Origin of the sequence: Sphingomonas lycopersici (genome assembly GCF_026130605.1) — a bacterium.
GTDB lineage: Bacteria > Pseudomonadota > Alphaproteobacteria > Sphingomonadales > Sphingomonadaceae > Sphingomonas > Sphingomonas lycopersici.
In genome coordinates, this window is sequence record NZ_JANFAU010000019.1 from 34,334 (window position 1) to 56,675 (window position 22,342).

21 protein-coding genes and 1 pseudogene are annotated in these 22,342 nt (G+C 66.1%); 16 read left to right on the forward strand and 6 right to left on the reverse strand.

Features of this window, described 5'->3' with window-relative positions; genetic code table 11:
* Nucleotides 1–8 precede the first annotated feature (8 nt).
* From NED98_RS21825 to NED98_RS21880, 12 genes are all read left to right on the forward strand, one after another.
* Nucleotides 9–1,124 (forward strand): acyltransferase family protein, encoded by a 1,116-nt coding sequence (locus NED98_RS21825; RefSeq protein ID WP_265314463.1) that lies wholly within the window; start codon nt 9–11, stop codon nt 1,122–1,124.
* A 96-nt stretch (nt 1,125–1,220) separates the two neighbouring features.
* Nucleotides 1,221–1,742: a 50S ribosomal protein L15 gene (gene rplO / locus NED98_RS21830; protein WP_179512554.1), complete on the forward strand. Its 522-nt coding sequence runs from the start codon at nt 1,221–1,223 to the stop codon at nt 1,740–1,742.
* 150 nt (nt 1,743–1,892) lie between these two features.
* Entirely contained in the window at nt 1,893–3,257 is a 1,365-nt protein-coding gene (secY, locus tag NED98_RS21835) for a preprotein translocase subunit SecY (RefSeq protein ID WP_179512553.1), read from the forward strand.
* 33 nt (nt 3,258–3,290) lie between these two features.
* Nucleotides 3,291–3,941: an adenylate kinase gene (locus NED98_RS21840; protein WP_265314465.1), complete on the forward strand. Its 651-nt coding sequence runs from the start codon at nt 3,291–3,293 to the stop codon at nt 3,939–3,941.
* A 590-nt stretch (nt 3,942–4,531) separates the two neighbouring features.
* A complete protein-coding gene (gene rpsM / locus NED98_RS21845; protein ID WP_179512551.1) occupies nt 4,532–4,900 on the forward strand; it encodes a 30S ribosomal protein S13 in 369 nt (122 codons plus the stop codon).
* Between the two features lie 113 nt (nt 4,901–5,013).
* The gene (gene rpsK, locus NED98_RS21850; protein ID WP_066486290.1) at nt 5,014–5,403 is read left to right on the forward strand and encodes a 30S ribosomal protein S11; all 390 of its coding nucleotides are present in this window, start codon (nt 5,014–5,016) and stop codon (nt 5,401–5,403) included.
* Nucleotides 5,404–5,494: 91 nt separating this feature from the next.
* Nucleotides 5,495–6,556 (forward strand): DNA-directed RNA polymerase subunit alpha, encoded by a 1,062-nt coding sequence (locus NED98_RS21855; protein WP_179512550.1) that lies wholly within the window; start codon nt 5,495–5,497, stop codon nt 6,554–6,556.
* A gap of 218 nt (nt 6,557–6,774) precedes the next feature.
* The gene (gene rplQ, locus NED98_RS21860) at nt 6,775–7,197 is read left to right on the forward strand and encodes a 50S ribosomal protein L17 (protein ID WP_179512549.1); all 423 of its coding nucleotides are present in this window, start codon (nt 6,775–6,777) and stop codon (nt 7,195–7,197) included.
* A gap of 90 nt (nt 7,198–7,287) precedes the next feature.
* Nucleotides 7,288–8,841: a glutamine-hydrolyzing GMP synthase gene (gene guaA / locus NED98_RS21865; protein WP_179512548.1), complete on the forward strand. Its 1,554-nt coding sequence runs from the start codon at nt 7,288–7,290 to the stop codon at nt 8,839–8,841.
* A gap of 231 nt (nt 8,842–9,072) precedes the next feature.
* A complete protein-coding gene (locus tag NED98_RS21870) occupies nt 9,073–11,904 on the forward strand; it encodes a PAS domain S-box protein (RefSeq protein WP_265314467.1) in 2,832 nt (943 codons plus the stop codon).
* Nucleotides 11,897–12,268 (forward strand): response regulator, encoded by a 372-nt coding sequence (locus tag NED98_RS21875; protein WP_265314468.1) that lies wholly within the window; start codon nt 11,897–11,899, stop codon nt 12,266–12,268. Before NED98_RS21870 ends, NED98_RS21875 begins: the two co-directional genes overlap by 8 nt.
* A 108-nt stretch (nt 12,269–12,376) precedes the next feature.
* On the forward strand, nt 12,377–12,541 hold the full coding sequence (locus NED98_RS21880; RefSeq protein WP_179512547.1) for a hypothetical protein: 165 nt from the start codon (nt 12,377–12,379) through the stop codon (nt 12,539–12,541).
* Nucleotides 12,542–12,578: 37 nt separating this feature from the next.
* Here the strand turns inward: NED98_RS21880 and NED98_RS21885 are convergent, their stop codons facing one another.
* The 4 genes from NED98_RS21885 to NED98_RS21900 all read right to left on the reverse strand — a co-directional run bounded on the left by NED98_RS21885 (nt 12,579) and on the right by NED98_RS21900 (nt 17,370).
* Nucleotides 12,579–13,922, reverse strand: coding sequence for a PepSY-associated TM helix domain-containing protein (locus NED98_RS21885; protein WP_265314470.1), 1,344 nt, complete (start codon nt 13,920–13,922; stop codon nt 12,579–12,581).
* A complete protein-coding gene (locus NED98_RS21890) occupies nt 13,919–16,252 on the reverse strand; it encodes a TonB-dependent receptor (protein ID WP_265314471.1) in 2,334 nt (777 codons plus the stop codon). Before NED98_RS21890 ends, NED98_RS21885 begins: the two co-directional genes overlap by 4 nt.
* Nucleotides 16,253–16,315: 63 nt before the next feature.
* Entirely contained in the window at nt 16,316–16,738 is a 423-nt protein-coding gene (locus NED98_RS21895) for a hypothetical protein (RefSeq protein ID WP_265314473.1), read from the reverse strand.
* Between the two features lie 221 nt (nt 16,739–16,959).
* Nucleotides 16,960–17,370 carry a (R)-mandelonitrile lyase gene (locus tag NED98_RS21900; protein ID WP_179512543.1) on the reverse strand — a complete coding sequence of 137 codons (411 nt, stop codon included), beginning with the start codon at nt 17,368–17,370 and terminating at the stop codon, nt 16,960–16,962.
* A gap of 125 nt (nt 17,371–17,495) precedes the next feature.
* Between NED98_RS21900 and NED98_RS21905 the strand changes: the two genes are divergently transcribed.
* Nucleotides 17,496–18,455, forward strand: a complete 960-nt coding sequence (locus NED98_RS21905) for a LysR family transcriptional regulator (protein WP_265314475.1) — start codon at nt 17,496–17,498, stop codon at nt 18,453–18,455.
* On the opposite strand, the gene NED98_RS21910 is transcribed toward NED98_RS21905, so the two are convergent.
* A complete protein-coding gene (locus tag NED98_RS21910) occupies nt 18,406–19,311 on the reverse strand; it encodes a LysR family transcriptional regulator (protein ID WP_265314476.1) in 906 nt (301 codons plus the stop codon). The genes NED98_RS21905 and NED98_RS21910 overlap by 50 nt on opposite strands.
* A 129-nt stretch (nt 19,312–19,440) precedes the next feature.
* Between NED98_RS21910 and NED98_RS21915 the strand changes: the two genes are divergently transcribed.
* Together NED98_RS21915 and NED98_RS21920 are read left to right on the forward strand one after the other, a co-directional pair.
* Nucleotides 19,441–20,214 carry an SDR family oxidoreductase gene (locus NED98_RS21915; protein ID WP_265314477.1) on the forward strand — a complete coding sequence of 258 codons (774 nt, stop codon included), beginning with the start codon at nt 19,441–19,443 and terminating at the stop codon, nt 20,212–20,214.
* A gap of 351 nt (nt 20,215–20,565) precedes the next feature.
* Nucleotides 20,566–21,249 carry an HdeD family acid-resistance protein gene (locus NED98_RS21920; protein WP_265314478.1) on the forward strand — a complete coding sequence of 228 codons (684 nt, stop codon included), beginning with the start codon at nt 20,566–20,568 and terminating at the stop codon, nt 21,247–21,249.
* A 385-nt stretch (nt 21,250–21,634) separates the two neighbouring features.
* Here NED98_RS21920 and NED98_RS21925 read toward each other — a convergent pair whose 3' ends face one another.
* Complete coding sequence (locus NED98_RS21925) at nt 21,635–21,958, reverse strand: metalloregulator ArsR/SmtB family transcription factor (RefSeq protein WP_265314479.1); 324 nt, start codon at nt 21,956–21,958, stop codon at nt 21,635–21,637.
* Nucleotides 21,959–22,043: 85 nt separating this feature from the next.
* On the opposite strand from NED98_RS21925, the pseudogene NED98_RS21930 reads away from it, so the two are divergent.
* Nucleotides 22,044–22,342, forward strand: a pseudogene (locus NED98_RS21930) (acyl-CoA desaturase); the annotation flags it as partial.

The following is a 22,342-nucleotide window of genomic DNA, read 5'->3' on the forward strand; positions in this document are numbered from 1 at the left end:
GTGACCTGGTGTCGCCGGCTACCGCCGCGGCACAATTGGCCGATCGTCCGCAGCGTTTCTACCTGCTCGACGCGTCGCGTGCGCTGGCGGCCTTCGCCGTCCTTTTCTGGCATTACCAGCATTTCTACATGCCGCTCGGCACCAATGTGCCGGCCAAGGGATATAGCCTGCGTGAGCCGCTCCACGGGCTGTTCGGGTTGTGGTATGACCACGGCCATTTCGCGGTCCCGATCTTCTGGATGATATCGGGGTTCGTCTTCGCGGCGGTCTATCTGTCGGCGCGCCACTCGACCCGGGCATTCGCGGTGAACCGCTTCGCGCGGCTTTACCCGCTCCATCTGCTCACGCTGGTGCTGGTGGCGCTGCTGCAAATCGCGATCCTCGCCAAATACGGCACCCATTGGGTCTATCCGTATAACGACGCGTATCATTTCCTGCTCCAATTGTTCTTCGCCGGATCCTGGGGGCTGGAGCGCGGGGCATCCTTCAACGGACCGGTCTGGTCGGTATCGGTCGAGGTGCTGATCTACGTCTTCTTCTGGGTTGTTCACCGCTGGGTGGGCAGATTCGGGCTCGTGCTGCCCGTGGTGCTTGCGGCGCTGTTCTTTCTGCTCAGCCTGATGATTCCCGCGACGCCCTTGCTCGCGTGCGGGCAATATTTCTTCGTCGGCGTCGCGCTATACATCGTGCACACCGCTTTGTGGCGCGAGGAGCGGCTGCTGGCGCTGATCGTCGCGATCGCCTTTCCGATCGGGGTGTTCGCGCTTTATCGCGGCCTGATGGTGGTGGGGCTGCCGGGGGTGTTCGGCTCGCTGCTGCTCATTCTCTGCGCGGCGGAACGATATGTCGCGCCGCGCGCGCGCGGCCTGCTCGGCGCGGTCGGCGACACGACCTATGGCATGTATCTCTGGCACGTGCCGCTGCAACTCATGCTGTTCGTGCTGCTGCCCGCCGCGATGATTCCGCATCTCGCGGACAGCCTGTGGTTCCTGCTGCTCTTTCTCGGGGGAACGATCGCGGTCGCGCGCATCAGCTACGTCGCTTATGAGCGGCCGATGCGCGATTGGCTGCGGCAATTCGCTCGCAAGCGGGTGGCGTCCCGGCCACAGGTCGGGGCGCTTTGACGCCGGTCGCACTTTTGTCGTGACAATCGCGGTCGCGCCCTCTATCGGGCCGGCTTCCCAAAAATCTGCGCGTAACAAGCGAAAGCGAGTGCACTTATGAAACTGAACGATCTCCGCGATAACGAAGGCGCCCGTCACCGCCGCATCCGCGTCGGCCGCGGCATTGGCTCGGGCAAGGGCAAGACCGCTGGCCGCGGCCAGAAGGGTCAGAAGAGCCGCGAAGGCGTCTCGATCGCCGGCTTCGAGGGTGGCCAGATGCCGCTCCACATGCGTCTGCCGAAGCGCGGCTTCAACAACATCTTCGCCAAGGATTATGCCGAGGTGAACCTGGGCGCGATCCAGAAGGCGGTCGATGCGGGCAAGCTGACCGGCAGCGATGTCGATCATGCGGCGCTCAAGGCGGCCGGCCTGGCGCGCGGCGGCAAGAACGGCGTGCGCGTGCTGGCCAAGGGCGAGCTCAAGGCCAAGCTGAACTTCACCGTCGCCGGCGTTTCCGCCGCGGCGCGCGAGGCGATCGAGAAGGCCGGCGGCTCGGTGACGGTCCCCGAGATCGTGCCGGCGGCCGAAAAGGCCAAGGCCAAGAAGGGCACCGCCAAGGCCGCCAAGGCCGCGAAGTAAGTCTTTCCTGTCCCGTCGCTTTTATCGCAGCGGGACGGAAAAACGCTCGGGCGGGTTAGACAAGCCTTCGAGCGCGACTATATGAGCGGCGGGGCGGGGTGTTCATCACCTGCACCCGCCGTTTTCGTTTCCGAAGGCATCGCACGCAATATGGCATCCGCAGCCGATCAGATGGCGCAAAGCATCAGCCTCGCGAAATTCTCGCAGGCGACCGACCTCAAGAAGCGTCTGTGGTTCACGATCGGCGCGCTGATCGTGTTCCGCATGCTGAGCTACGTGCCGCTTCCCGGCATCGATCCGACCGCCTTGGGGCTGCTGAGCCAGCAGACCAAGGGCGGCGTGCTCGATTTCTTCAACACCTTCTCGGGCGGCGCGCTGACCCGCATGTCGCTGATCGCGCTGGGGGTGATGCCGTACATCACCGCCTCGATCGTCGTGCAGCTCGCGACCTCGCTGTCGCCGCAGCTCGCCGCGATCAAGAAAGAAGGCGAAAGCGGGCGCAAGAAGCTCAACCAATATACCCGCTACGGCACCGTCGCGCTGACCGCGCTGCAGGGCTATTTCATCGCGGTCGGGCTTGAGGCGCTGGGCGCCAACAGCGGCGTCCAGGCGGTGATCCAGCCGGGGATGATGTTCCGCATCGCGGCGGTCATCTCGCTGATCGGCGGCACGATGTTCCTGATGTGGCTGGGCGAGCAAATCACCAGCCGCGGGATCGGCAACGGTGTGTCGTTGATCATCATGGCCGGGATCGTTGCCCATCTGCCGACCACGCTGGTCAACCTGCTCGAAGGCGGGCGCTCGGGCAGCCTCGATCCGGTCAAGCTGATCGGCATCATCCTGGCGGTCGCGCTGCTCGTGCTGCTCATCTGCTTCATGGAATTGGCGCAGCGCCGGATCCTGATCCAATATCCCAAGCGCCAGACGCAGCGCGGGATGCAGGCCGAGCGCAGCCACCTGCCGCTCAAGCTCAACACCGCCGGCGTGATCCCGCCGATCTTCGCCTCGTCGCTGCTGCTGATGCCGCTGACGATCACCCAGTTCGCGGGCAACCGCGTGAAGGGCGACAGCTGGTGGGGCGATGTGATCATCAGCCTCAACCAATATCTGCAGCACGGCTCGCCGATCTACATGCTGCTCTACGGCGCCGGCATCATCTTCTTCTCGTTCTTCTACACCGCGGTGCAGTTCAACCCGGAGGAGACGGCGGAGAATCTGAAGCGCCACGGCGGGTTCATCCCGGGCATCCGCCCGGGCAAGAACACCGAGCAATATTTCGACTATGTGCTGACGCGCATCACGGTGATCGGCGCCGCCTATCTGACGCTGATCTGTCTGCTGCCGGAATATCTCGTCACGGCGCTGTCGATCCCCTTCTATCTCGGGGGCACCAGCCTGCTGATCGTCGTCAACGTGACGATGGACACGGTGACGCAGATCCAGTCGCACCTGCTGGCGCATCAATATGGCGATCTCATCAAGAAGGCAAAGCTGAAGGGCGGCCGCCTGCGCTAAAAGGCGCGCGTTTGTGTGGGGGAGAGGGTTCGCGTGAACATCATCCTGTTGGGGCCGCCGGGTGCGGGCAAGGGGACTCAGGCGGAGCGGCTGGTGGCCGATCGCGGCATGGTCCAGCTGTCCACCGGCGACATGCTGCGCGACAAGCGCAAGGTCGATTCGCCGCTGGGTCGGGAAGTCGCGGCGATCATGGATTCGGGCGCGCTCGTCTCGGACGAGATCGTCTCGGCGCTGATCGACGACAAGCTCGCCTCGATGAGCGAAGCGCAGGGCGCGATCTTCGACGGCTATCCGCGCACCGCCGCGCAGGCCGAATCGCTCGACGGCATTCTCGCCGGGCGCGATCGCACGCTCGATTATGTGATCGAGCTGGCGGTGGACGAGGATGCTCTGGTCGAGCGCATCGTCGGGCGCTTCACCTGCGCCAATTGCGGCGCGGGCTATCACGACAAGTTCAAGCTGCCCAAGGTGGCGGGAACCTGCGACGTGTGCGGCCACCACGAATTCAAGCGCCGCGCCGACGACAATGAGGAAACGGTGCGCACGCGGATGGCCGAATATCGTGCCAAGACCGCGCCGATTATCCCGATCTACGAAGCGCGCGGGCTGGTACGCCGCGTCGACGGCATGGCCGATATCGGCGAGGTGACCAGCGCGATCGAGGCGATCCTCGACGGCAAGTGAGATGATTGGCTCCCCGGCGTTGCGACGCGGGGGCCACTCCCACGGTCCTCCCGGCTTTCTCATATGCTCCCGCGAAGGCGGGAGCCCAGATTGTGTCCCCGCCTTCGCGGGGACACAAATGGTGGGCGCGGCCTAGGCGACGGCTCCGCCTGATCGGCGATCGATTCGCTTCTCGCCGCGCAAATCCGGCGCCCGAATCGCGCCACCCCCGAAATGAACAATTTGTCATGTCCGGGCCACCCGCCCGATGCGCGCCCAGGGCTAGACGGCGGGCAATGGCCGGGGACGTTCGATCCCCGACGCCGCGACACGAGAGATTCGAGATCGGTACCCGAAACTCCCGGGGGTACCGAGGCCGGCGGGAAGCTCGCTTCCCGTCGGCTTTCCATGTCCGGCGCAGCGCAGGTCGCCGCGCGCCTTCCCCTTGACTCGCCCCGAAAGCGCGCTTAGGGGCGAGCGCTTCCAACACTCCGGTTGCCGGCGGCGCAGCTATTGCGTACGCCGCTTTCCTGCGTCTTGGAAGGCAATGCGACGAGATAGGGGCCGTGGCAGCCATGCCGGCCCTTGTGGAGCACAGGAGAACAAGTTTCATGGCACGTATCGCGGGTGTCAATATCCCGACCAACAAGCGCGTGGTGATCGCGCTCACCTATATCCACGGCATTGGCCCGGCCAAAGCCAAGCAGATCACCGAGAAGCTGGCGATCGCCCCCGAGCGTCGCGTGCAGGACCTGTCCGATCAGGAAGTGCTGCAGATCCGCGAGACGATCGACGCCGATCACACCGTGGAAGGCGATCTTCGTCGCGAGACCGCGATGAACATCAAGCGCCTGATGGATCTCGCCTGCTATCGCGGCCTGCGCCACCGCAAGGGCCTGCCGGTCCGCGGCCAGCGCACGCACACCAATGCGCGCACCCGTAAGGGCAAGGCGAAGCCGATCGCGGGCAAGAAGAAGTAAGCCGAATTAGAAAACCGTCCGGGGGACGGTTTTCCGGCTTACTCCGTCGGAGACAGGGTTGAGGCCGACAGCCTCCCGGTCGCCGAGTTGAAAGATCAGGTCAGGAATACCACATGGCACAGGCACCGCAGCGCCTTCGTCGGCGCGAACGCAAGAACATCACGGCGGGCGTGGCACACGTCAACGCCAGCTTCAACAACACCATGATCACCATCACCGATGCGCAGGGCAATGCGATCAGCTGGTCCTCGGCCGGGATGATGGGGTTCAAGGGCTCGCGTAAGTCGACCCCTTATGCCGCGCAGGTCGCGGCCGAGGACGCCGGCAAGAAGGCCGCCGAGCACGGCGTCCGCACGCTGGAAGTCGAAGTGAAGGGTCCGGGCTCGGGCCGCGAATCCGCGCTGCGCGCGTTGCAGGCGGTCGGTTTCCAGATCACGTCGATCCGCGACGTGACCTCGATCCCGCACAATGGCGTGCGCCCGTCGAAGCGGCGCCGCGTCTGATTTTCCGATCCCCGGCTGACGAGTCGGGGGTCCAGTTGCACCAAGGCCGGCACGCTCCCCCGTTCCGGCCCAACCCCAGGGGACGAGAGCCTTGTCCGTTAACGCAAAGAACTGGCAGGAACTGAAGAAGCCCAACGCCCTCGAGAAGAAGGGTGGCGACGGGAAGCGCAAGGCGACGTTCGTTGCCGAGCCGCTGGAGCGCGGGTTCGGCCTGACGCTCGGCAACGCGCTGCGCCGCGTTTTGCTCTCCTCGCTGCAGGGCGCCGCCGTCACCTCGATCAAGATCGAGAACGTGCTGCACGAGTTCAGCTCGCTCGCGGGCGTTCGTGAAGACGTCACCGACATCGTGCTGAACGTCAAGCAGATCGCGCTCAAGATGCAGGGCGAGGGGCCGAAGCGGCTCCAGCTTTCCGCCACTGGTCCGGCCGAGGTGAAGGCCGGCGACATCGCGGTCAGCGGCGATATCGAGGTGATGAACCCCGAGCTGGTGATCTGCCACCTCGACGAGGGCGCGACGCTCAACATGGAGCTGACGGCGGACGTCGGTAAGGGCTATGTCCCCGCCGTCGCCAACCGTCCGGCCGACGCGCCGATCGGGCTGATCCCGGTCGACGCTCTGTATTCGCCGGTGCGCCAGGTGAGCTACAAGGTCGATCCGACCCGCGTCGGGCAGGATCTCGATTACGACAAGCTCACGCTGTCGCTCGAGACCGACGGCACGGTGACCCCGGAAGATGCGCTGGCCTATGCCGCGCGCATCCTGCAGGACCAGCTCGCGCTGTTCGTCCACTTCGACGATTCGGCGATCGCCCGCTCGGCGCCGATCGGCGTCGCTGCGCCGGCCGCCGGCGCGGAAGCGCAGGGCGACACGCAGCAGATCAACCGTTACCTGCTCAAGAAGGTCGACGAGCTGGAATTGTCGGTCCGTTCGGCGAACTGCCTGAAGAACGACAATATCATCTATATCGGCGATCTCGTCGGCAAGACCGAGGCGGAAATGCTCCGCACCCCGAACTTCGGCCGCAAGTCTTTGAACGAAATCAAGGAAGTGCTGTCGTCGATGGGGCTGCGGCTGGGCATGGAAATCCCCGGCTGGCCGCCCGAGAACATCGAGGAGATGGCCAAGAAGCTCGAGCAGGAGATTATGGGCTAAGCCGCACCGGGTTAGCCTGGCTAACCCGGAGACGGCGCCAGCCCGGCCGGCGGGTCGGCACAGCCGAACCCGTCCGACGGCGCGGCTCTGCCGCGCCGGGTCTCGCGAGGGAAACTGGACCCCGGCCTTCGCCGGGGTGACGTTGAAGGGGGTGGTCCGCGTCGCCACCCGGTATGGGGTACCTGAAACGGCCCCCTAACGAACTGAAAGGACTTAAAATGCGTCATAAGGTTGGCGGCCGTAAGCTGCAGCGTACTTCGGCCCATCGCGCCGCGCTGTTCCGCAACATGTCGGCCGCGCTGATCAAGCACGAGCAGATCACCACCACGCTCGCCAAGGCGAAGGAGCTTCGCCCCTATGTCGAGAAGCTGGTGACGCTGGGCAAGAAGGGTGGCCTGTCGAACCGTCGTCTGGCGCACGCCCGCCTGCTCGACGATGCGCAGCTGGTGAAGCTGTTCGACGTGCTCGCGCCGCGCTACGCCGGCCGCAACGGTGGCTACACCCGCATCATCAAGGCCGGCATCCGCGCGTCGGACGCATCGCCGATGGCGGTGATCGAATTCGTCGACCGCGACGTTTCGGCCAAGGGCCAGGATTCGGGCCCGGTGATGACCGACGAGGATTTCGACGTGGCGGCATAAGCCTCCTCGGCGACCCGAACAGAAGGGGCCGCTTCCCACACCGGGAAGCGGCCCCTTTCGTTTGTGGCGATCATCTGCCATGCGCTGCCGATGGAACATCCGCACAGCATCCTCATCGTCGATTTCGGCAGCCAGGTGACCCAGCTGATCGCGCGTCGCGTGCGCGAAGCGGGGGTCTATAGCGAGATCGCCCCGTTCCAATCCGCTGCCGCCGCGTTCGAGCGGATGAAGCCCGCAGGGGTGATTCTCTCGGGCGGGCCGGCCTCGGTGCTCGACGAGGGCAGCCCGCGCATCCCGCAGGAGATCCTCGAATCGGGGCTGCCGCTGTTCGGCATCTGCTACGGCCAGCAGGCGCTGATGGAGCAGCTCGGCGGCACGGTGGAACGCGGCAATTCGGGCGAATTCGGCGAGGCGTTCATCGACATCGCCGATCGCTGCTCCTTGTTCGACGCGGTGTGGCGCGAGGGCGAGCGGCATCAGGTGTGGATGAGCCACGGCGACAAGGTCACCGCGCTCGCCCCCGGCTTCCGCCCGGTCGCATCGAGCGCGGGCGCGCCGTTCGCGGTGATCGCCGACGACGCGCGGCGCATCTATGCGATGCAATTCCATCCCGAGGTGGTCCACACTCCCGACGGCGGCAAGCTGCTCGCCAATTTCGTGCGGCATGTCTGCGGCCTGTCGGGCGACTGGACGATGGCCGAGTTCCGCCAGACCAAGATCGCCGAGATCCGCGAGCAGGTCGGCACGGGCCGGGTGATCTGCGGGCTTTCCGGCGGGGTCGATTCGGCGGTCGCCGCGGTGCTGATCCACGAGGCGATCGGCGATCAGCTGACCTGCGTGTTCGTCGACCACGGCTTGATGCGCGCGGGCGAGGCGGATCAGGTCGTCAGCCTGTTCCGCGGGCATTACAATATCCCGCTCGTCCACGTGAACGCCGAGACCTTGTTCCTTTCCGGGCTCGCCGGGGTCACCGACCCGGAGGCGAAGCGCAAGTTCATCGGCAAGACCTTCATCGAGGTGTTCGAGAGCGAGGCGAAGAAGATCGGCGGCGCCGAGTTCCTCGCGCAGGGCACGCTCTACCCGGACGTGATCGAGAGCGTCAGCTTCACCGGCGGGCCTTCGGTGACGATCAAGAGCCACCACAATGTCGGCGGCCTGCCCGAGCGGATGAACATGAAGCTGGTCGAGCCGCTGCGCGAATTGTTCAAGGACGAGGTGCGCGATCTTGGCCGCGAACTGGGGCTGCCCGATATCTTCGTCGGCCGGCATCCGTTCCCCGGCCCGGGCCTCGCGATCCGTATCCCGGGCGAGGTGACCAAGGAGCGCTGCGACATCCTGCGCAAGGCCGATGCGATCTATCTCGAGGAGATCCGCAACGCCGGGCTGTACGATGCGATCTGGCAGGCGTTCGCGGTGCTGCTGCCGGTGCGGTCGGTCGGCGTGATGGGCGACGGGCGGACCTATGACAGCGTGCTGGCGCTGCGCGCGGTGACCTCGACCGACGGGATGACCGCACAGGCGTTCGAATTCCCCGGGGGCTTCCTCCCGCGCGTCGCGACGCGGGTCATCAACGAGGTGAAGGGCGTCAACCGCGTCACCTATGATTATACGTCGAAGCCGCCCGGGACGATCGAGTGGGAGTGAGGGGGAGCGATAGCGTTTTTGCTTTCGCCTAGATCGTCGTGCACGAAAAGGGGGCCGGTTAGCGCCGGCGCGATGCTGGGGACCCGGCCTTCGCCGCGGTGGCGGTCCCAATCTTACCCCCGCACCGTCGCGTGGATCGGTCTGGTCGTGTAAGCGTTGCCCACGACAGGCTCTCATCTGACCGTTGCATCGTGATCGATCGGCGTTTGCGAGCGACAGGCGGAGGCGAGAATGCCGGACCCCGAGACGATGTTGAAGCGCCAGCAGATCCTGGCCGACTTCGGCAACCTCGCAATCCGTTCCGAGGATCTCACCGAGATCCTCACCGAGGCCTGTCGCCTCGTCGGCCGGGCGCTCGGCACCGATCGCGCCAAGGTGCTCGAGATCATCGGGGGTGGGAGCGAATTGTTCGTGCGCGCGGGGGTCGGCTGGCGAAGTGACGTCGTCGGCCGGTTGCGGCTGCCGATGAGCGAACATTCGTCGGAGACCTATTCGATCGATGCCGGGCATCCGGTCATCACCCAGGATATCGCGCACGAGACGCGGTTCGATGTGCCGCAGTTCCTGAAGGAAGCGGGCATCGTCGCATTCGTGAACGTGCCGATCTTCGTGCCCGGCCCGCGCGCCTATGGCATCCTCCAGGTCGACAGCACTGTACCGCGCCAGTTCGACGACGACGATATCCAGTTCCTGCGGACCTATGCGGCGATCCTCGGGCCGGTGATCGACCGGCTTCAGCTGGCAGCCGAGCGACGCGCGGTGGAGGCGCAGCGCGCCACCGAATTCGCTGCGATGGAGGTGTTGCAGCGCGTGAGCGCCGAATTGGTCGGGGAGCATGAGCCGCAGGTCCTGTATCAGAAGATCGTCGATGCCGCGGCGGTGCTCACTGGGTCGGATGCGGCCAGCATCCAGATGCTCGATCCGCCGAGCGGGCGGCTCAAGCTGCTCGCGTGGCGCGGCTTCCACCCCGAATCCGCGAAATTCTGGGAGTGGGTGAAGGCCGATACCGGCAGTTCCTGCGGTCGCGCGCTGGAGGTCGGCGAGCGTATCGTCGTCCCCGATATGGACCGGTTCGACGGGCATTTCGAGGATGTCGAGGCGTATCGGCGCTCGCGCATCCTGTCGGTTCAATCCACCCCGCTGCGTGCGTTCAACGGCCAGGTCGTGGGGATGATGTCGACCCATTGGTATGACCGGCGGGAGCTCGCGCCGGATGGCTATCGCTATTTCGACGTGCTGGCGCGTCTGTCGGCGGATCTGATCGAGCGCCACCAGGCCAACGCGCGGATCCGCGAGAGCGAAGCGCGGCTGGCGGCGGCGTTCGAGACCGTGCCGGTCGGGGTCGGGGTGATCGACATGTCGGGCAATGCGGTGATCTCGAACACCGAATATCGGCGCTTCATGCCGAGCGGGATTGTCCCGTCGCGCGATCTGCAGGGCGCACGGTGGCGCGCATGGGACGCCGATGGGGAGATGCTGAAGCCCAAGGACTTTCCGACCGCGCGGGCGCTGCGTGGCGAAACGATCGTTCCGGGCAAGGAGATGCTGTTCACCAATTCGGAGGGCGCGGCGATCTGGGCCACCGTCGCCACCGTCCCGACGCGCGACGAGCAGGGGCGGGTGACCGGTGCCGTCACCGCAATCTCCGATATCAACGCCGCGAAACGCGCCGCCGAGGCGCTGCGCGCCAGCGAGGAGCGGCTGCGCCAGTTCGGCGAGGCGTCGCTCGACGTGTTGTGGATCCGCGATGCCGAGAAATTGCAATGGCAATATCTGACCCCGGCGTTCGAGGCGATCTACGGCCTTAGCCGCGAGGAGGCGCTCGGCGGCAACAATTTCAGAAACTGGCTCGATCTGATCATCCCCGAAGACCGCGAGCGCGCCGTGGAAGCGATCGGGCGCGTCCGCAAGGGCGAGCGCGTGACGTTCGATTATCGCATCCGGCGCCCGGCCGACGGCGCGATCCGCTGGCTGCGCAACACTGATTTTCCGATCATCGACGCCGCGGGGCGTGTGACGCTGATCGGCGGCGTGGGGCACGATCTTACCGAGCTGCGCGAGACGCAGAACCGGCTACAGGTCCTGATGGAGGGCATTCCCCAGCTCGTCTGGCGCGCGGACGATGCCGGGGACTGGACCTGGTCGAGCCCGCAATGGAGCGATTATACCGGTCTCAGCCAGGCGGAGAGCGCAGGGCTCGGCTGGCTGAACGCCTTCCACCCCGATGATCGCGGCGCTGCGCGGCTGGCGTGGCGCGATGCGCCGCGGACCGGGGAACTAGCGCTGGAGGCGCGCATCAACCACGCCGCGACACGCGAATATCGCTGGTTCAAGACGCGGGCGGTGTCGGTGCGCAACGAGGCCGGCACGATCAACGAATGGCTCGGGACCTCGACCGACGTTCACGACATCCGCGATCTTCAGGATCGGCAATTGGTGCTGGTCCGCGAGCTCCAGCATCGCACCCGCAACCTGATCGGTGTCATCCGGTCGCTATCGGAGAAGACCGCGCGCGCCAGCGGCGATCTGCCCGAATTCCGCGAGCGGTTCGGCGACCGGCTAGAGGCGCTGTCGCGGGTGCAGGGGCTGTTGTCGCGGCTGACCGAGCATGATCGCGTCACCTTCGACGAGTTGATCGAATCCGAGCTGGCGGCGATGAACGGCGTTGCCGAGGGAGTCAGCCTTGCAGGGCCGCGCGGGATTCGGCTGCGCTCCTCGACGGTGCAGACCTTGGCGATGGCCTTCCACGAGCTGGCGACCAATGCGGTGAAATATGGCGCGCTCGGGCAGCCGCAGGGAAAGCTGACGGTGACCTGGTCGATCGAACCGCCGGGCGAAGGCGGGCGGCCGTGGCTGCGGATCGACTGGATCGAGAGCGGGGTCAGCATGCCGCCTCCCGGCGCCCGCCCGAATGGCGGGGGACAGGGGCGTGAGCTGATCGAGCGGGCCTTGCCCTATCAGCTTGGCGCCCGGACCGACTATCGCTTGGGCGCGGACGGGGTTCATTGCACGATCACCATCCCGGTTTCGGCCACCGCGTCGCAGGAGGAAGCCGATGTCTGACAGCTCGCTGCGCGGCTGCCGCGTGCTCGTCGTGGAGGACGAATATCTGCTCGCGATCGAGCTCGAATTTCATCTCGTGGAGGCTGGGGCGATCGTGCTCGGCCCCGCGGGCACGATCGAGGATGCGGTGGCGATCATCGATGCCGAGCCGGCGATCGACGGGGCGATCCTCGACGTCAATCTCGGGGGCGAGACGCGGTTCACCGCGGCGGATATGCTGCTGACGCGCGGCGTGCCCTTCCTGTTCACCACCGGCTATGACGGCTCGATCTTCCCGCCGCGCTTCGCCGATATCGTTCGGTGCGAGAAGCCGATCACCGTCAAGCGGGTGACGGAGGTGATCGACCGCCTGATCCACGCCTGAGGGCGGCACGACCTGCCAACACAGGTTAATTCGAATCGATCGCGGTGCCGCGGCCGTCCGTGCTAATCTGGGACACGGATGGAGGCGACTCGAATCCGGGAGAAGGCGATGGACGGCGAAGCGACACGACGCGGCGGCGACCGGGAATTCCACGAGCGGCGGGCGCGCCAGGCCTATGGGATGGCCTATCGCGCGACCTCTCTCACGATACGCAGGCTGCATCTCAAGATGGCGATCGAGCATGAGCGCCGTGCCGATGTCGCCGACGGATAGCCGGGCAGCGGCCGCTCGGCCGACAAGCGCGGGGGCTTCAGCCGGGCGCGCGGCTGAGCCCCAGCCATTGCCGCGTGACGCGCCACCGGCGCAGCACGATCCATTCGAGCGCGAGCATGGCGATCAGCGTCGCGCCGAACAGCGGCAGGTAAAGCCCGAGCGCACCGATCGCCGCAACCAGCGCGACGCCGAATCGTGGGCGCGACAGCGGGATCGGCGCCCCCAGCAGCCCGATCGGTCGCCGGCGCCACCACATCACCGCGCCGCTCGCCGCGAGGGCGATCAGGAGCAAGGCGGTCAATGTGCCGAGGATCTGGTTGGCGATCCCGAACAGCGCGCCCTCGTGCGCCGCGACGCCATAGCCGATCGTGCGGTCGATCCAATGGCGTTGCGCGAAATCGACGCGGTTGACGAGGCGGCCGGTCGCCCCGTCGATCTTGAGATCGCTGCGCAGCGGACGATCGGCGGCGTCGGACGATATCTTCCACGGCGCGCCCGCACGCTTCGGCGGCGAGACCAGCACCGGCGGCGCCACCCCGAGCGGCCGGACCGTGGCGATCACCCGTGCCAGTTCGCCCGGACGGGGCGGCGGCGCGGGCATCGTCATCCCGCGATGGTCGGCGTGGCCCGACATGGCATCGGCCGCGGGCGCCTTGCCGCCGATCGTCCAGTCGACCGGGCCGCTGGCCGTGCCGGTCAGCGTGCGGACCTCGCCGAGATAGCTTCCCCAGCCCTTGGCCCAGGGCAGCCCGGTGAGGATCAGGAAGAGCGCGAAGACCGATACCCAGATGCCGGCGGTGGCGTGGATGTCGCGCCAGAAGACCCGCTGCCCGCCGCTGAGTCGCGGATAGAGCAATCCAGCCAGCCCTTTGCGCCCGCGCGGCCACCAGAGATAAACGCCGGTAAGGATCATCACGATCGCCCAGCAGGCGGCGATCTCGACCAGATAGCTGCCGACCGCCCCGGCGAGCAATTCGCCGTGGAGGTGAAAGATCACCCGCATCGGGCGCGTCTCCTCGGTCGCGACCTTGAGCACGGCGAGGCTATGCGGATCGACGTAGACCCGTTTGTCGGCGCCATGATCGGCGACGAGGATGCGGACGGCCTGATCGTCGCGCTCCGGCAGCACATATTTGCGCAGCGTCGACCCCGGCACCGCGCGGCGCGCGGCGGCGACCTGCGCGTCGGGTGACGCCACCGGGCCGTCGGTCGCGAGATGGTCATAGGGTCGGTCGAGCCACGCCTCGATCTGCGGGCGCCACAGATAGATCGAGCCGGTGAGCGCGAGCCAGATGACGAACGGGATGCAGAACAGCCCGGCATAGAAATGCCAGCGCCATACCGCATTGTACCAGCGGGTCCCGGGGGCGTGGACGCTCATAGCTTCACCCCCGCTTCGATCATGAAGGTGCGCTGCGGATAGGGGTGATAGACCCAGGCACGATCGTTGGTGAGATTGTTGACCCCGGCCGAGAGCCGGAAATGGTCGTTGATGTCGACATTGGCCTTTAGGTCCAGGGCGAAGAGTTCGGAGGTGTAGCCGTAATCGTCACCGCGATAGAGGCCGTCGAGATCGGTGTTGGGACGGCTGGCGTAGCGCACCCCGACCACCGCCTGAAGCGCGGGAGTCATGCGATAGCGCAAATTGCCGTTGAGCCGCCACCGCGGGATGCGCGGAAATTGCACACCTTCGGATGCGCGGTCGGACGGGTTGCTGACCGTGATCGCATCGATCCACGCGCCATTGCCGTCGATATCCATCCCGCGGACTGGCCAGTCGCGCGTCTCGGCGATCAGCTCGAGGCCATATTGACGCGTCAGATCGATATTCTTGTAGCTGGAGGTCGACACCCCGTTCTGGTTGAAGCCGACGAACTGGAAGATCGTGTTGCGGACGCGCTGATAGAAAGCGCTGCCGGTCAAGGTCACCGGGCCGAAGCGATGGCGCAGCAGCAGATTGGCGTCCTTGCTCCGTTCCGGCTTGAGGTTCGGATCGAAGCTGTTGGGATTGAAGCTGCCGTCGCCGTTGAGCGAGCCTTGGAACAGCTCGCCGACCGTCGGGAAGCGCGTCGCCATCGCGAGGCTGAGCTCGGCGATCCACTCGCCCGCGAAGACATGCCGCAAAGCGATCTTCGGGCTCCACGCATCGTCGCTGCGGCTGGCGTAAAGCTGCGTCACCGGCAGTCCGGTGAGCGGCCCGGCCTTGGCGATCGCCGTGATGCCGCCGTCATAGGCGCGCCACCGGTCGTAGCGGACGCCCAATGTCAGCCGGGTCGCATCGTCGAGCGCGATCGCATCTTCGGCGAAGCCGCCGATCATGTTGCTGCGCCCGAAGGTGCGGGTGCTGAGCCTTGGGGCGGTGCCGGTGCGCCAGTTGGTCGTCGCGAACACGCTCTGGTCGGTCTCGTAGCGATTGCCGTCGACGCCGAAGGCGATCGCGTGCCGCCCGATCGTGCGCGTGGCGATGAGATCGCCGGTGTACCAGCCGGTCGGCCCCTGATGCGTCCACTGGCCCGCGCCGTCCGTCAGCCCGGCGGCATAGCCGTTGGACTGGTAAGTGTCCTGCCGCGCGAAACGCAGCGTCGAGATGTTGAGCCGTACGTCGAACCCGGCGACCGGCGCCGCAATCTTCCCGCCGAGCAGATATTCGTTCTTGTAGGCCAGCCCCTGGCGGAAGCTGCTCGCGGCATTGAGCGTGTAGCCGTGCCCGCCGAAGCTGACGAGCCCGGTGGCGTCGCCGTAGAACGGCCGGCCCGCCGCATCGGTGATATAGCTTCTCGGGTTGAGCGTCTTTTCCTCGTTCCACCAATAAGCGAACAGCAATTCGCCGTGGACCGCGCCGGCGTCGTAACGCAGCTCGGCGCGCGCCTGATCCTGCCGGCTGTGCGTCAGCGAATAATCGCCGACCACCGGGGTCACCACCTTGGTGCCCGTCACCGGCATCAGCTTGGGGTCCACGACCGCGCCGCCGATCGGCGTGCCGGCCGACGGGTCGTTATAGGCCGATGCCGAATAGCCGAGCTGGTAGAATTGCATCGGCTGGCCCTGGTTGATCAGCCGCCGCGCGGAGACGCGCACGCCCCAGGCGCTGTCCTTGGGCTTCCACGCGAAGCCGCCCTCGGCCGACCAGCCCCACAGATCCTCGCGCGTCTTGAACTGATCATAGGGCTGGAAGAAATTCTGGAGGTTGACGAACAGCTCGGTCTTGTCGGGCGGGCGCGTCGTGATGTTGACGATCCCGCCCATCGAATTGCCGCCGTAACGGGCGGAATAAGGCCCGTAGACGATATCGAACTGCTGCACCTCATTGGGGCTGACGACGCCCCAGGCGGGCGGGAAATTGAACGAATTGCCGAGGAAGTTCGAGATCACGAACCCGTCGACCATCGCCAGCGTCCGCGCCGATTGCGTGCTGTGGGTGCCGCGGAAGCCCGGCACGGCATTATTGTCGCCGATGAACCGCGTGCGCACGAAGAAATCGGGCGCATATTTCATCAGATCCTCGACATTGGCGGCGTTGACCCCGGCGAATTGCTCGTCGCCGAGGCTGACCGACAGGCCGCGCGGCTCGATCGAGATCGGTTTCTGCGTCTGGCCGACGACAAGGATATCGTTGGCCGGGGCGGCATCGGCGGTCTGGGCATGCGCGGGGGCGACGAACACCCACGGCACGAGCGGCGCGCAGGCGAGCGCGCAAGTAAAACGAGACATGATAACCCTCTGATTTCGCGCAAAGAAAAACCGTCCGAAGCCGAGGCCCGGAACGGTATTTGCTCAGCGGATCGAGGGTGGTCCGGTGGAGGGCGGCGGCGGCGCGGCAAGGCCGCGGCCGATCGCAACCGCCAGGATCGCGCGAGGTAGCGAGGTCGCTGTTGCCGGCGCGGAGAGATCGAGGATCGGCGCCGACGGTCCGTCCAGCGCGACGGTCAGCCCGGAGAAGGTGCAGGGGTGGTCGTTGGCGCTTTTATCCGGCTTGTCCGACCCGGGATGCATCGCCTTGAGCGCGGCGGCGAGCACCGGCGACGCCGCCATCTCGACCGGGCCGGTCCCGCTGCAGATCGACATCTGCCACCCGCGGTCGGTTTCGACCGGCATCCAGCCTTGCGGGATCAGCACGCGCGCCAACAGGGCGCAGGCGATGATCGCCAGCATCCCGATCCGCGTTGATGCGCGTGCCGTGCGGAACCGTGCCGCCATGCGCGTGCCGATGAAGCAAAAGGCGGCGGGACTCAAGGCGTTCGATCACCGCGCCGGCGAGTGCGTCCAGCCGCGGGGGAGGGGGCCCGTAAATCTCTTGTGCTCCCGCGAAGGCGAGGACCCAAGGAGGGGAGACGACCACCCGGCCAGCGCCGGGGGGAAGGGGAAGCAACCTAACGCGCGATACCCTTCTCCTCGAGATCGTGGATCGGGTTCACTGCTCAGCCCTGCGCCAGCGGCGCGAGATATTCCGCGTCGGTCACCTTCTCCATCCAGGTCACCGGCGAGCCGTCGACCGATTCCTGGATGGCGATGTGGGTCATGCCCTCATGCGGGGTCGCGCCGTGCCAATGCTTGTGCTCGGCCGGGCACCACAGCACGTCGCCGGCGCGAAATTCGAGCTTCGGGCCGCCCTCGATCTGCGTCCAGCCGACGCCTTCGGTGACGATCAGCGTCTGCCCCGCGGGGTGCGAATGCCACGCGGTACGCGCGCCGGGCTCGAAGTGAACGATCGCGCCGCCGACGCGCGACGGTGCGGGGCGCTGGAATTGGCCGGTGATCGTGACCTTGCCGGTGAAATAGTCCGAGGGCCCGTCGACGGTCTTGAGCTCTGCTTTCCGGGTGATGTCCATCGCGATCGTTCCTTTCTGCATCGGGGCAGCGACCGAACGAATTTAAGCCGTCGAGGGCGCGCGGATTAGCGCCCTCGCGCGCAATGAACTGATGAGCTTGCCTCAACAAAGTGGTAACAAGCGCCATGCAGCTCAACCGAACCGATCTCGCGGATTTCCTCTATTTCCTCGCGATCGCCCGGCATCGCAGCTTCCGGCGTGCCGCGCTGGAGATGGGCGTCACGACCTCGGCGCTGAGCCATGCGATGACCGCGCTCGAAGCGCGGCGCGGCGTGCGATTGTTGAACAGGACCACGAGGAGCGTGACGCTGACCGCGGCGGGCGAGGAACTGCGCGCCTCGATCGAGCGGCCGCTGGAGGCGGTGGGGGAGGCGGCGGAGAACCTCAACCGGTTCCGCGATACGCCCGCGGGGCGCGTACGGATCAATGTCCTCGGCGATGCGGTGCCGCTGCTGCTCGATCCGGTGATGCCGGTGTTCGTCGCGCGCTATCCCGAGGTGGAGGTGGACATCAGCGTCAGCAACCGGCTGATCGACGTCATCGCCGGCGGCTTCGACGCCGGTATCCGGTACGGTGGCACCGTGCCCGAGGACATGATCGCGCAGCGGCTTTCGCCCAACATCCGCTGGGTCGCGGCGGCGTCGCCCGATTATCTCGCGCGCTTCGGCACGCCGGCGACGCCGCAGGACCTGCACGCGCACCGCTGCATCGGCATCCGGCTCGGCAACGACCAGCTCTATCATTGGGAATTCGAGCGCGGCGAGGAGGCCGTCACGATCGCGGCACCCGGCCCGCTGACCGTCGACGAAAGCCCCGCTGCGATCGGTTTCGGCGTCAGCGGGATCGGCATCATCTATGGCGCGGAACCGGTTCTCGCGCGTTATCTCGACAGCGGCGCCCTGCGGATCGTGCTCGGCGACTGGGCGCCGATCGGCGGCGGTTTCCATGTTTATTATCCGGGGCGCCGGCAGGTGCCGACCGCGCTGCGTCTGCTGGTCGATCTCATCCGCGAGATGCGGCCGCTGGGCCGCGATATCAGGAAGGAAGAAGCTCGCGTTTCAGCAGCGGCTCCAGCCAGTCGATGAAGACTTCCAGGCGCCGCGTCACATTGTGACGATGGGGATAGAGCAGGGTGATCGTCATCGGCTCGGCGCGGTGCGCCGGCATGACCTCGACGAGATCCCCGGCGGCCAGATGATCCTTCACGTCATAGGCCGGGATCTGGATCAGCCCGAGCCCCGCGAGGCAGCAGGCGATATAGGCCTCGGCGCTGTTGACGATGACATTGCCGGCCAGCGCGCGCGTATGGACACTGCCGTCGTCGCACCATTCCCAATCCTCAATGCGCCCGGTCGATGGAGACGCATAGCGAACCGCGCGGTGGCCGCCGAGCTCGTCCGGGTGGAGCGGGGTGCCGAATTCGGCGAGATAGGCCGGGCTGGCGACATTGATCAGCGGCAGGTTCCCGATCGACCGCCCGATCAGGCCGGAATCCGCCAGCGGCCCCACCCGCACCACGCAGTCGATATTCTCCTGGACGAGGTTCACCGCGCGATCGGTCACCCCCAGGCTGATCTCGATATGCGGATAGCGCTGCAGGAAGGCGGGCAGCGCCGGCGCGACGATCAGGCGGCCGATCCGCCCCGGGACGTCGATCCGCAGCAAGCCGCTCGGCCCGGCGACGGTTTCGCGGAACAGCCCCTCGACATCCTCGATCTCGGCGATCACGCGCAGGCAACGTTCGTGAAGCACGATCCCGTCCTGCGTGGGGGTGACGCGCCGCGTCGTCCGGTGGAGCAGCCGCGCGCCGAGCCGTGCCTCCAGTTCCTGGATCGCGGCGGAAACCGAGGAGCGCGGCATCCCGAGCAGATCCGCCGCGCGGGTGAAACTCGCGCATTCGACGACGCGCGCGAAGATGCGGAACAGGTCGATGCGATCCATCGGAACAGCCTATTGTTCGTTCGCCATGACATGTGATGTCAGAATGGTCGCCTTTATACCACCAATGCCGGCGCTAATCTGGCGGTGACGGAGCCGATCGCGGCTCCCGACCCCATAGGAGGCACGCGCATGACCGACCATAAAATCAACGGCAAAACCATTCTCATCGCTGGGGGCGCCAAGAATCTCGGCGGCCTGATCGCCACGGATCTTGCGGGTCATGGCGCCACGGCGGTCGCGATCCACTATAACAGCGCGTCGACGGCGGCGGACGCCGAGCGCACCGTGGCCGCGATCCGCGCGGCGGGCGCCGAAGCGCACAGCTTTCAGGCGGATCTCACCACCGCGGGGGCGATGGAGCGCCTGTTCGCCGATGCCAAGGCGGCGATGGGCGGCATCGATATCGCCATCAACACGGTCGGCAAGGTCCTCAAAAAGCCGATGATCGAGATATCCGAGGCGGAATATGACGGCATGACCGCGGTCAATTCCAAGACCGCCTTCTTCTTCCTCAAGGAGGCCGGCAAGCACCTCAACGACAATGGCAAGGTGCTGACGGTGGTGACCTCGCTGCTCGGCGCCTACACCCCTTTCTATGCCGCTTATGCGGGGACCAAGGCGCCGGTCGAGCATTTCACCCGCGCCGCTTCGAAGGAATTCGGCGCGCGCGGCATTTCGGTGACGGCGATCGGCCCCGGGCCGATGGACACGCCCTTCTTCTATCCGGCCGAGGGCGCCGACGCGGTCGCCTACCACAAGACCGCGGCGGCGCTGTCGGCATTCTCGAAGACCGGGCTGACCGATATCGAGGACATCGTTCCCTATATCCGCTTCATGGTCTCCGACGGCTGGTGGATGACCGGGCAGACTATCCTGGTGAACGGCGGCTATACGACCAAATAAGCCGCGCTCGAACCGCCTCCTCGCGCATCGCGCGAGGCGGCGGCAAGCGCCGACGACCGATCGCGATCGGGAACATCACCCGATATCGTGCGTTTCCCGAAACGATCGCGTGAGTCGCATTCCGGCGGCCGCGTCGACGTGAGCGACAGAAGAGCCGACGCCTCCCGCACGAGCGGAGGCAGCCGACCCCGGCGTCCGGCGCGTACTGGCTGGCATGAACCGCACGACCTCAAACGACGGGCCGACCGGTCCGCGCGAAGGGCGCGCCCCGACAGACCGATCAACCGTGCCCCGAGGCCGGTCGACGACCCCGATAGCGCGGAAGTTCGACACGATCTTGAGGAGGTTGTGATGGATAAACGATTCGCAAGCGGGACGGACGCGATCGGTCGGACGCCCGCTGAGCCCGACGAGATCTCGGTCGAGCCCGAAGATGAACCGTTCAACGAACGCGCGACCGACCATTGGCCGGCGATCGGGCTGAAGGCCGGTGCCGCAGCGTTGCTCGGCATCGCGCTGATCGCCTGGCCGGCGATGACGGTTGCCGCATTGGTCGCGGTCTTCGCGGCTTATTGTTTCGCCGATGCGCTCTTCTCGGTCATCCTTGCGACGCATCACGCGCGGATCGGCTCCGGCTGGCTGGCGCTCGGCGCGGTCGGCCTGATCGACGCGATCACCGGCATCGTCGCGCTTGCCCGCCCCGCGGCAACGGTCGACGCATTGCTCACGATGGTCACCGCCTGGGCGATCATCGTCGGGCTGGCGACGATATTCGGCGCAGGGCAGCTCAGGCCGGATCATGGACGCGGCTGGCTGATCGGCAGCGGGCTGGCCATCTTCTTCGCCGGCGTTCTTCTCGGCATCGGCCCGGCGCTGGGTTTCGAGGTGGTCAAATCGTTCCTCGCCGTCGGGCTGCTCGTGTCCGGCGCCTTTCTGTTCGCGCTGGCCTATCAGCTGCGTCTGCATCGGGGCGATCATCACCACGCGCAACGCCCGGCGTGGCGCGCGGCGACGAGCCACGGCGAGTGGCGATGACGGTTGCGGCGGGGCTGCGCGGGTAGTTGATGGATACGTGGCGGACGATGAGCCGGCCGAGCTCGCTTCAATGGCGCTCGGTGAATTGTGCTGTCTGCTGGATGTTCTGGTGCGCTTACAGGACTCGACTTTGGCCGATAAAATATTGATATTTCTGAAGCTTAAGACGCCGCAAAAAACCGTGGTCCCACCCTGGTCCACTGCAAAAATCGGTCGGTTTTCGGCATCGAACCCGCGACAGAGTGGCCGATTCGAGCTGGCCTCGGTGCCGATTCGAAGGGGCGAATTCCGACGTTTTTGGCTAAGAGCGTAGAGTTCGTTTTTGCCGCCTCGTTTGTGGAAGCCGCCGATCATCAGGAGGGTGACAAACCTCTCCATCCGGTGGTTATGCTTCGTCCACCGGCTTATCTCGCCGCGCGAGAGTGGCGCTCTCCGCCTTGAGCGGGCGTGAGACCGGACAAACTTCCTGCACGAAGCCATGCAGCGTGTTGGCCAGATTGTCGGGGACCAGCCGATAGAAGACATACTGGCCGCGCTTCTCGCTTGCCACCAGGCCGGCCGCCTCCAGAATTGCCAGGTGCTGCGAGACCGCCGGCTTCGACATTTCAAAGCGCGCGGCGATCTCGCCCGCATTCAGTTCGGCGTGCGCCAGATAGGCAAGAATCTTCCGCCGGTTGACCGAGGACAAGGCTTCAAACACGCGCTGCATGCGTCCCATTTAAGGAATAAGCTAACCACTTGACAAGAGGGGAAGGTATTTAAGAAATAAGTTTATCGCTTTCAGGAGAGTCGCGATGGCCGAGATGCACGATCCACACGCCGTCAATTCGCTGGTCGCCATAGCCGGCGCCAGCTCGGTCGAGGGGCGCGTGCGATGGGATCCCGTCCACTCGCTCTGGAATGGCGGCATGATGCTCGCGGCGCTGATCCTCTGCCCGCTGACCGCGACACCGGGGGCGGTGATCGTCTTCGCCCTCACCACAGGCGCGGGCCTGCTGCTGGGGCATAGCGTCGGCTTCCACCGGCGCCTTATCCACCGCAGCTTCGAATGCCCGCGCGCGGTCGAATATATCCTGGTCTGGTTTGGCGCGGC

Excerpts from the sequence above, each read along its gene's own strand:
- NED98_RS21900 (WP_179512543.1), bottom strand. The coding sequence starts at position 17,370 with ATGGACATCACCCGGAAAGCAGAGCTCAAGACCGTCGACGGGCCCTCG.
- rplO (WP_179512554.1), top strand. The coding sequence starts at position 1,221 with ATGAAACTGAACGATCTCCGCGATAACGAAGGCGCCCGTCACCGCCGC.
- guaA (WP_179512548.1), top strand. The coding sequence starts at position 7,288 with ATGGAACATCCGCACAGCATCCTCATCGTCGATTTCGGCAGCCAGGTG.
- NED98_RS21895 (WP_265314473.1), bottom strand. The coding sequence starts at position 16,738 with ATGGCGGCACGGTTCCGCACGGCACGCGCATCAACGCGGATCGGGATG.
- rpsK (WP_066486290.1), top strand. The coding sequence starts at position 5,014 with ATGGCACAGGCACCGCAGCGCCTTCGTCGGCGCGAACGCAAGAACATC.
- NED98_RS21925 (WP_265314479.1), bottom strand. The coding sequence starts at position 21,958 with ATGCAGCGCGTGTTTGAAGCCTTGTCCTCGGTCAACCGGCGGAAGATT.
- NED98_RS21880 (WP_179512547.1), top strand. The coding sequence starts at position 12,377 with ATGGACGGCGAAGCGACACGACGCGGCGGCGACCGGGAATTCCACGAG.
- NED98_RS21915 (WP_265314477.1), top strand. The coding sequence starts at position 19,441 with ATGACCGACCATAAAATCAACGGCAAAACCATTCTCATCGCTGGGGGC.
- NED98_RS21905 (WP_265314475.1), top strand. The coding sequence starts at position 17,496 with ATGCAGCTCAACCGAACCGATCTCGCGGATTTCCTCTATTTCCTCGCG.
- NED98_RS21890 (WP_265314471.1), bottom strand. The coding sequence starts at position 16,252 with ATGTCTCGTTTTACTTGCGCGCTCGCCTGCGCGCCGCTCGTGCCGTGG.
- NED98_RS21885 (WP_265314470.1), bottom strand. The coding sequence starts at position 13,922 with ATGAGCGTCCACGCCCCCGGGACCCGCTGGTACAATGCGGTATGGCGC.
- secY (WP_179512553.1), top strand. The coding sequence starts at position 1,893 with ATGGCATCCGCAGCCGATCAGATGGCGCAAAGCATCAGCCTCGCGAAA.
- NED98_RS21870 (WP_265314467.1), top strand. The coding sequence starts at position 9,073 with ATGCCGGACCCCGAGACGATGTTGAAGCGCCAGCAGATCCTGGCCGAC.
- rpsM (WP_179512551.1), top strand. The coding sequence starts at position 4,532 with ATGGCACGTATCGCGGGTGTCAATATCCCGACCAACAAGCGCGTGGTG.
- NED98_RS21875 (WP_265314468.1), top strand. The coding sequence starts at position 11,897 with ATGTCTGACAGCTCGCTGCGCGGCTGCCGCGTGCTCGTCGTGGAGGAC.
- NED98_RS21920 (WP_265314478.1), top strand. The coding sequence starts at position 20,566 with ATGGATAAACGATTCGCAAGCGGGACGGACGCGATCGGTCGGACGCCC.
- NED98_RS21910 (WP_265314476.1), bottom strand. The coding sequence starts at position 19,311 with ATGGATCGCATCGACCTGTTCCGCATCTTCGCGCGCGTCGTCGAATGC.
- rplQ (WP_179512549.1), top strand. The coding sequence starts at position 6,775 with ATGCGTCATAAGGTTGGCGGCCGTAAGCTGCAGCGTACTTCGGCCCAT.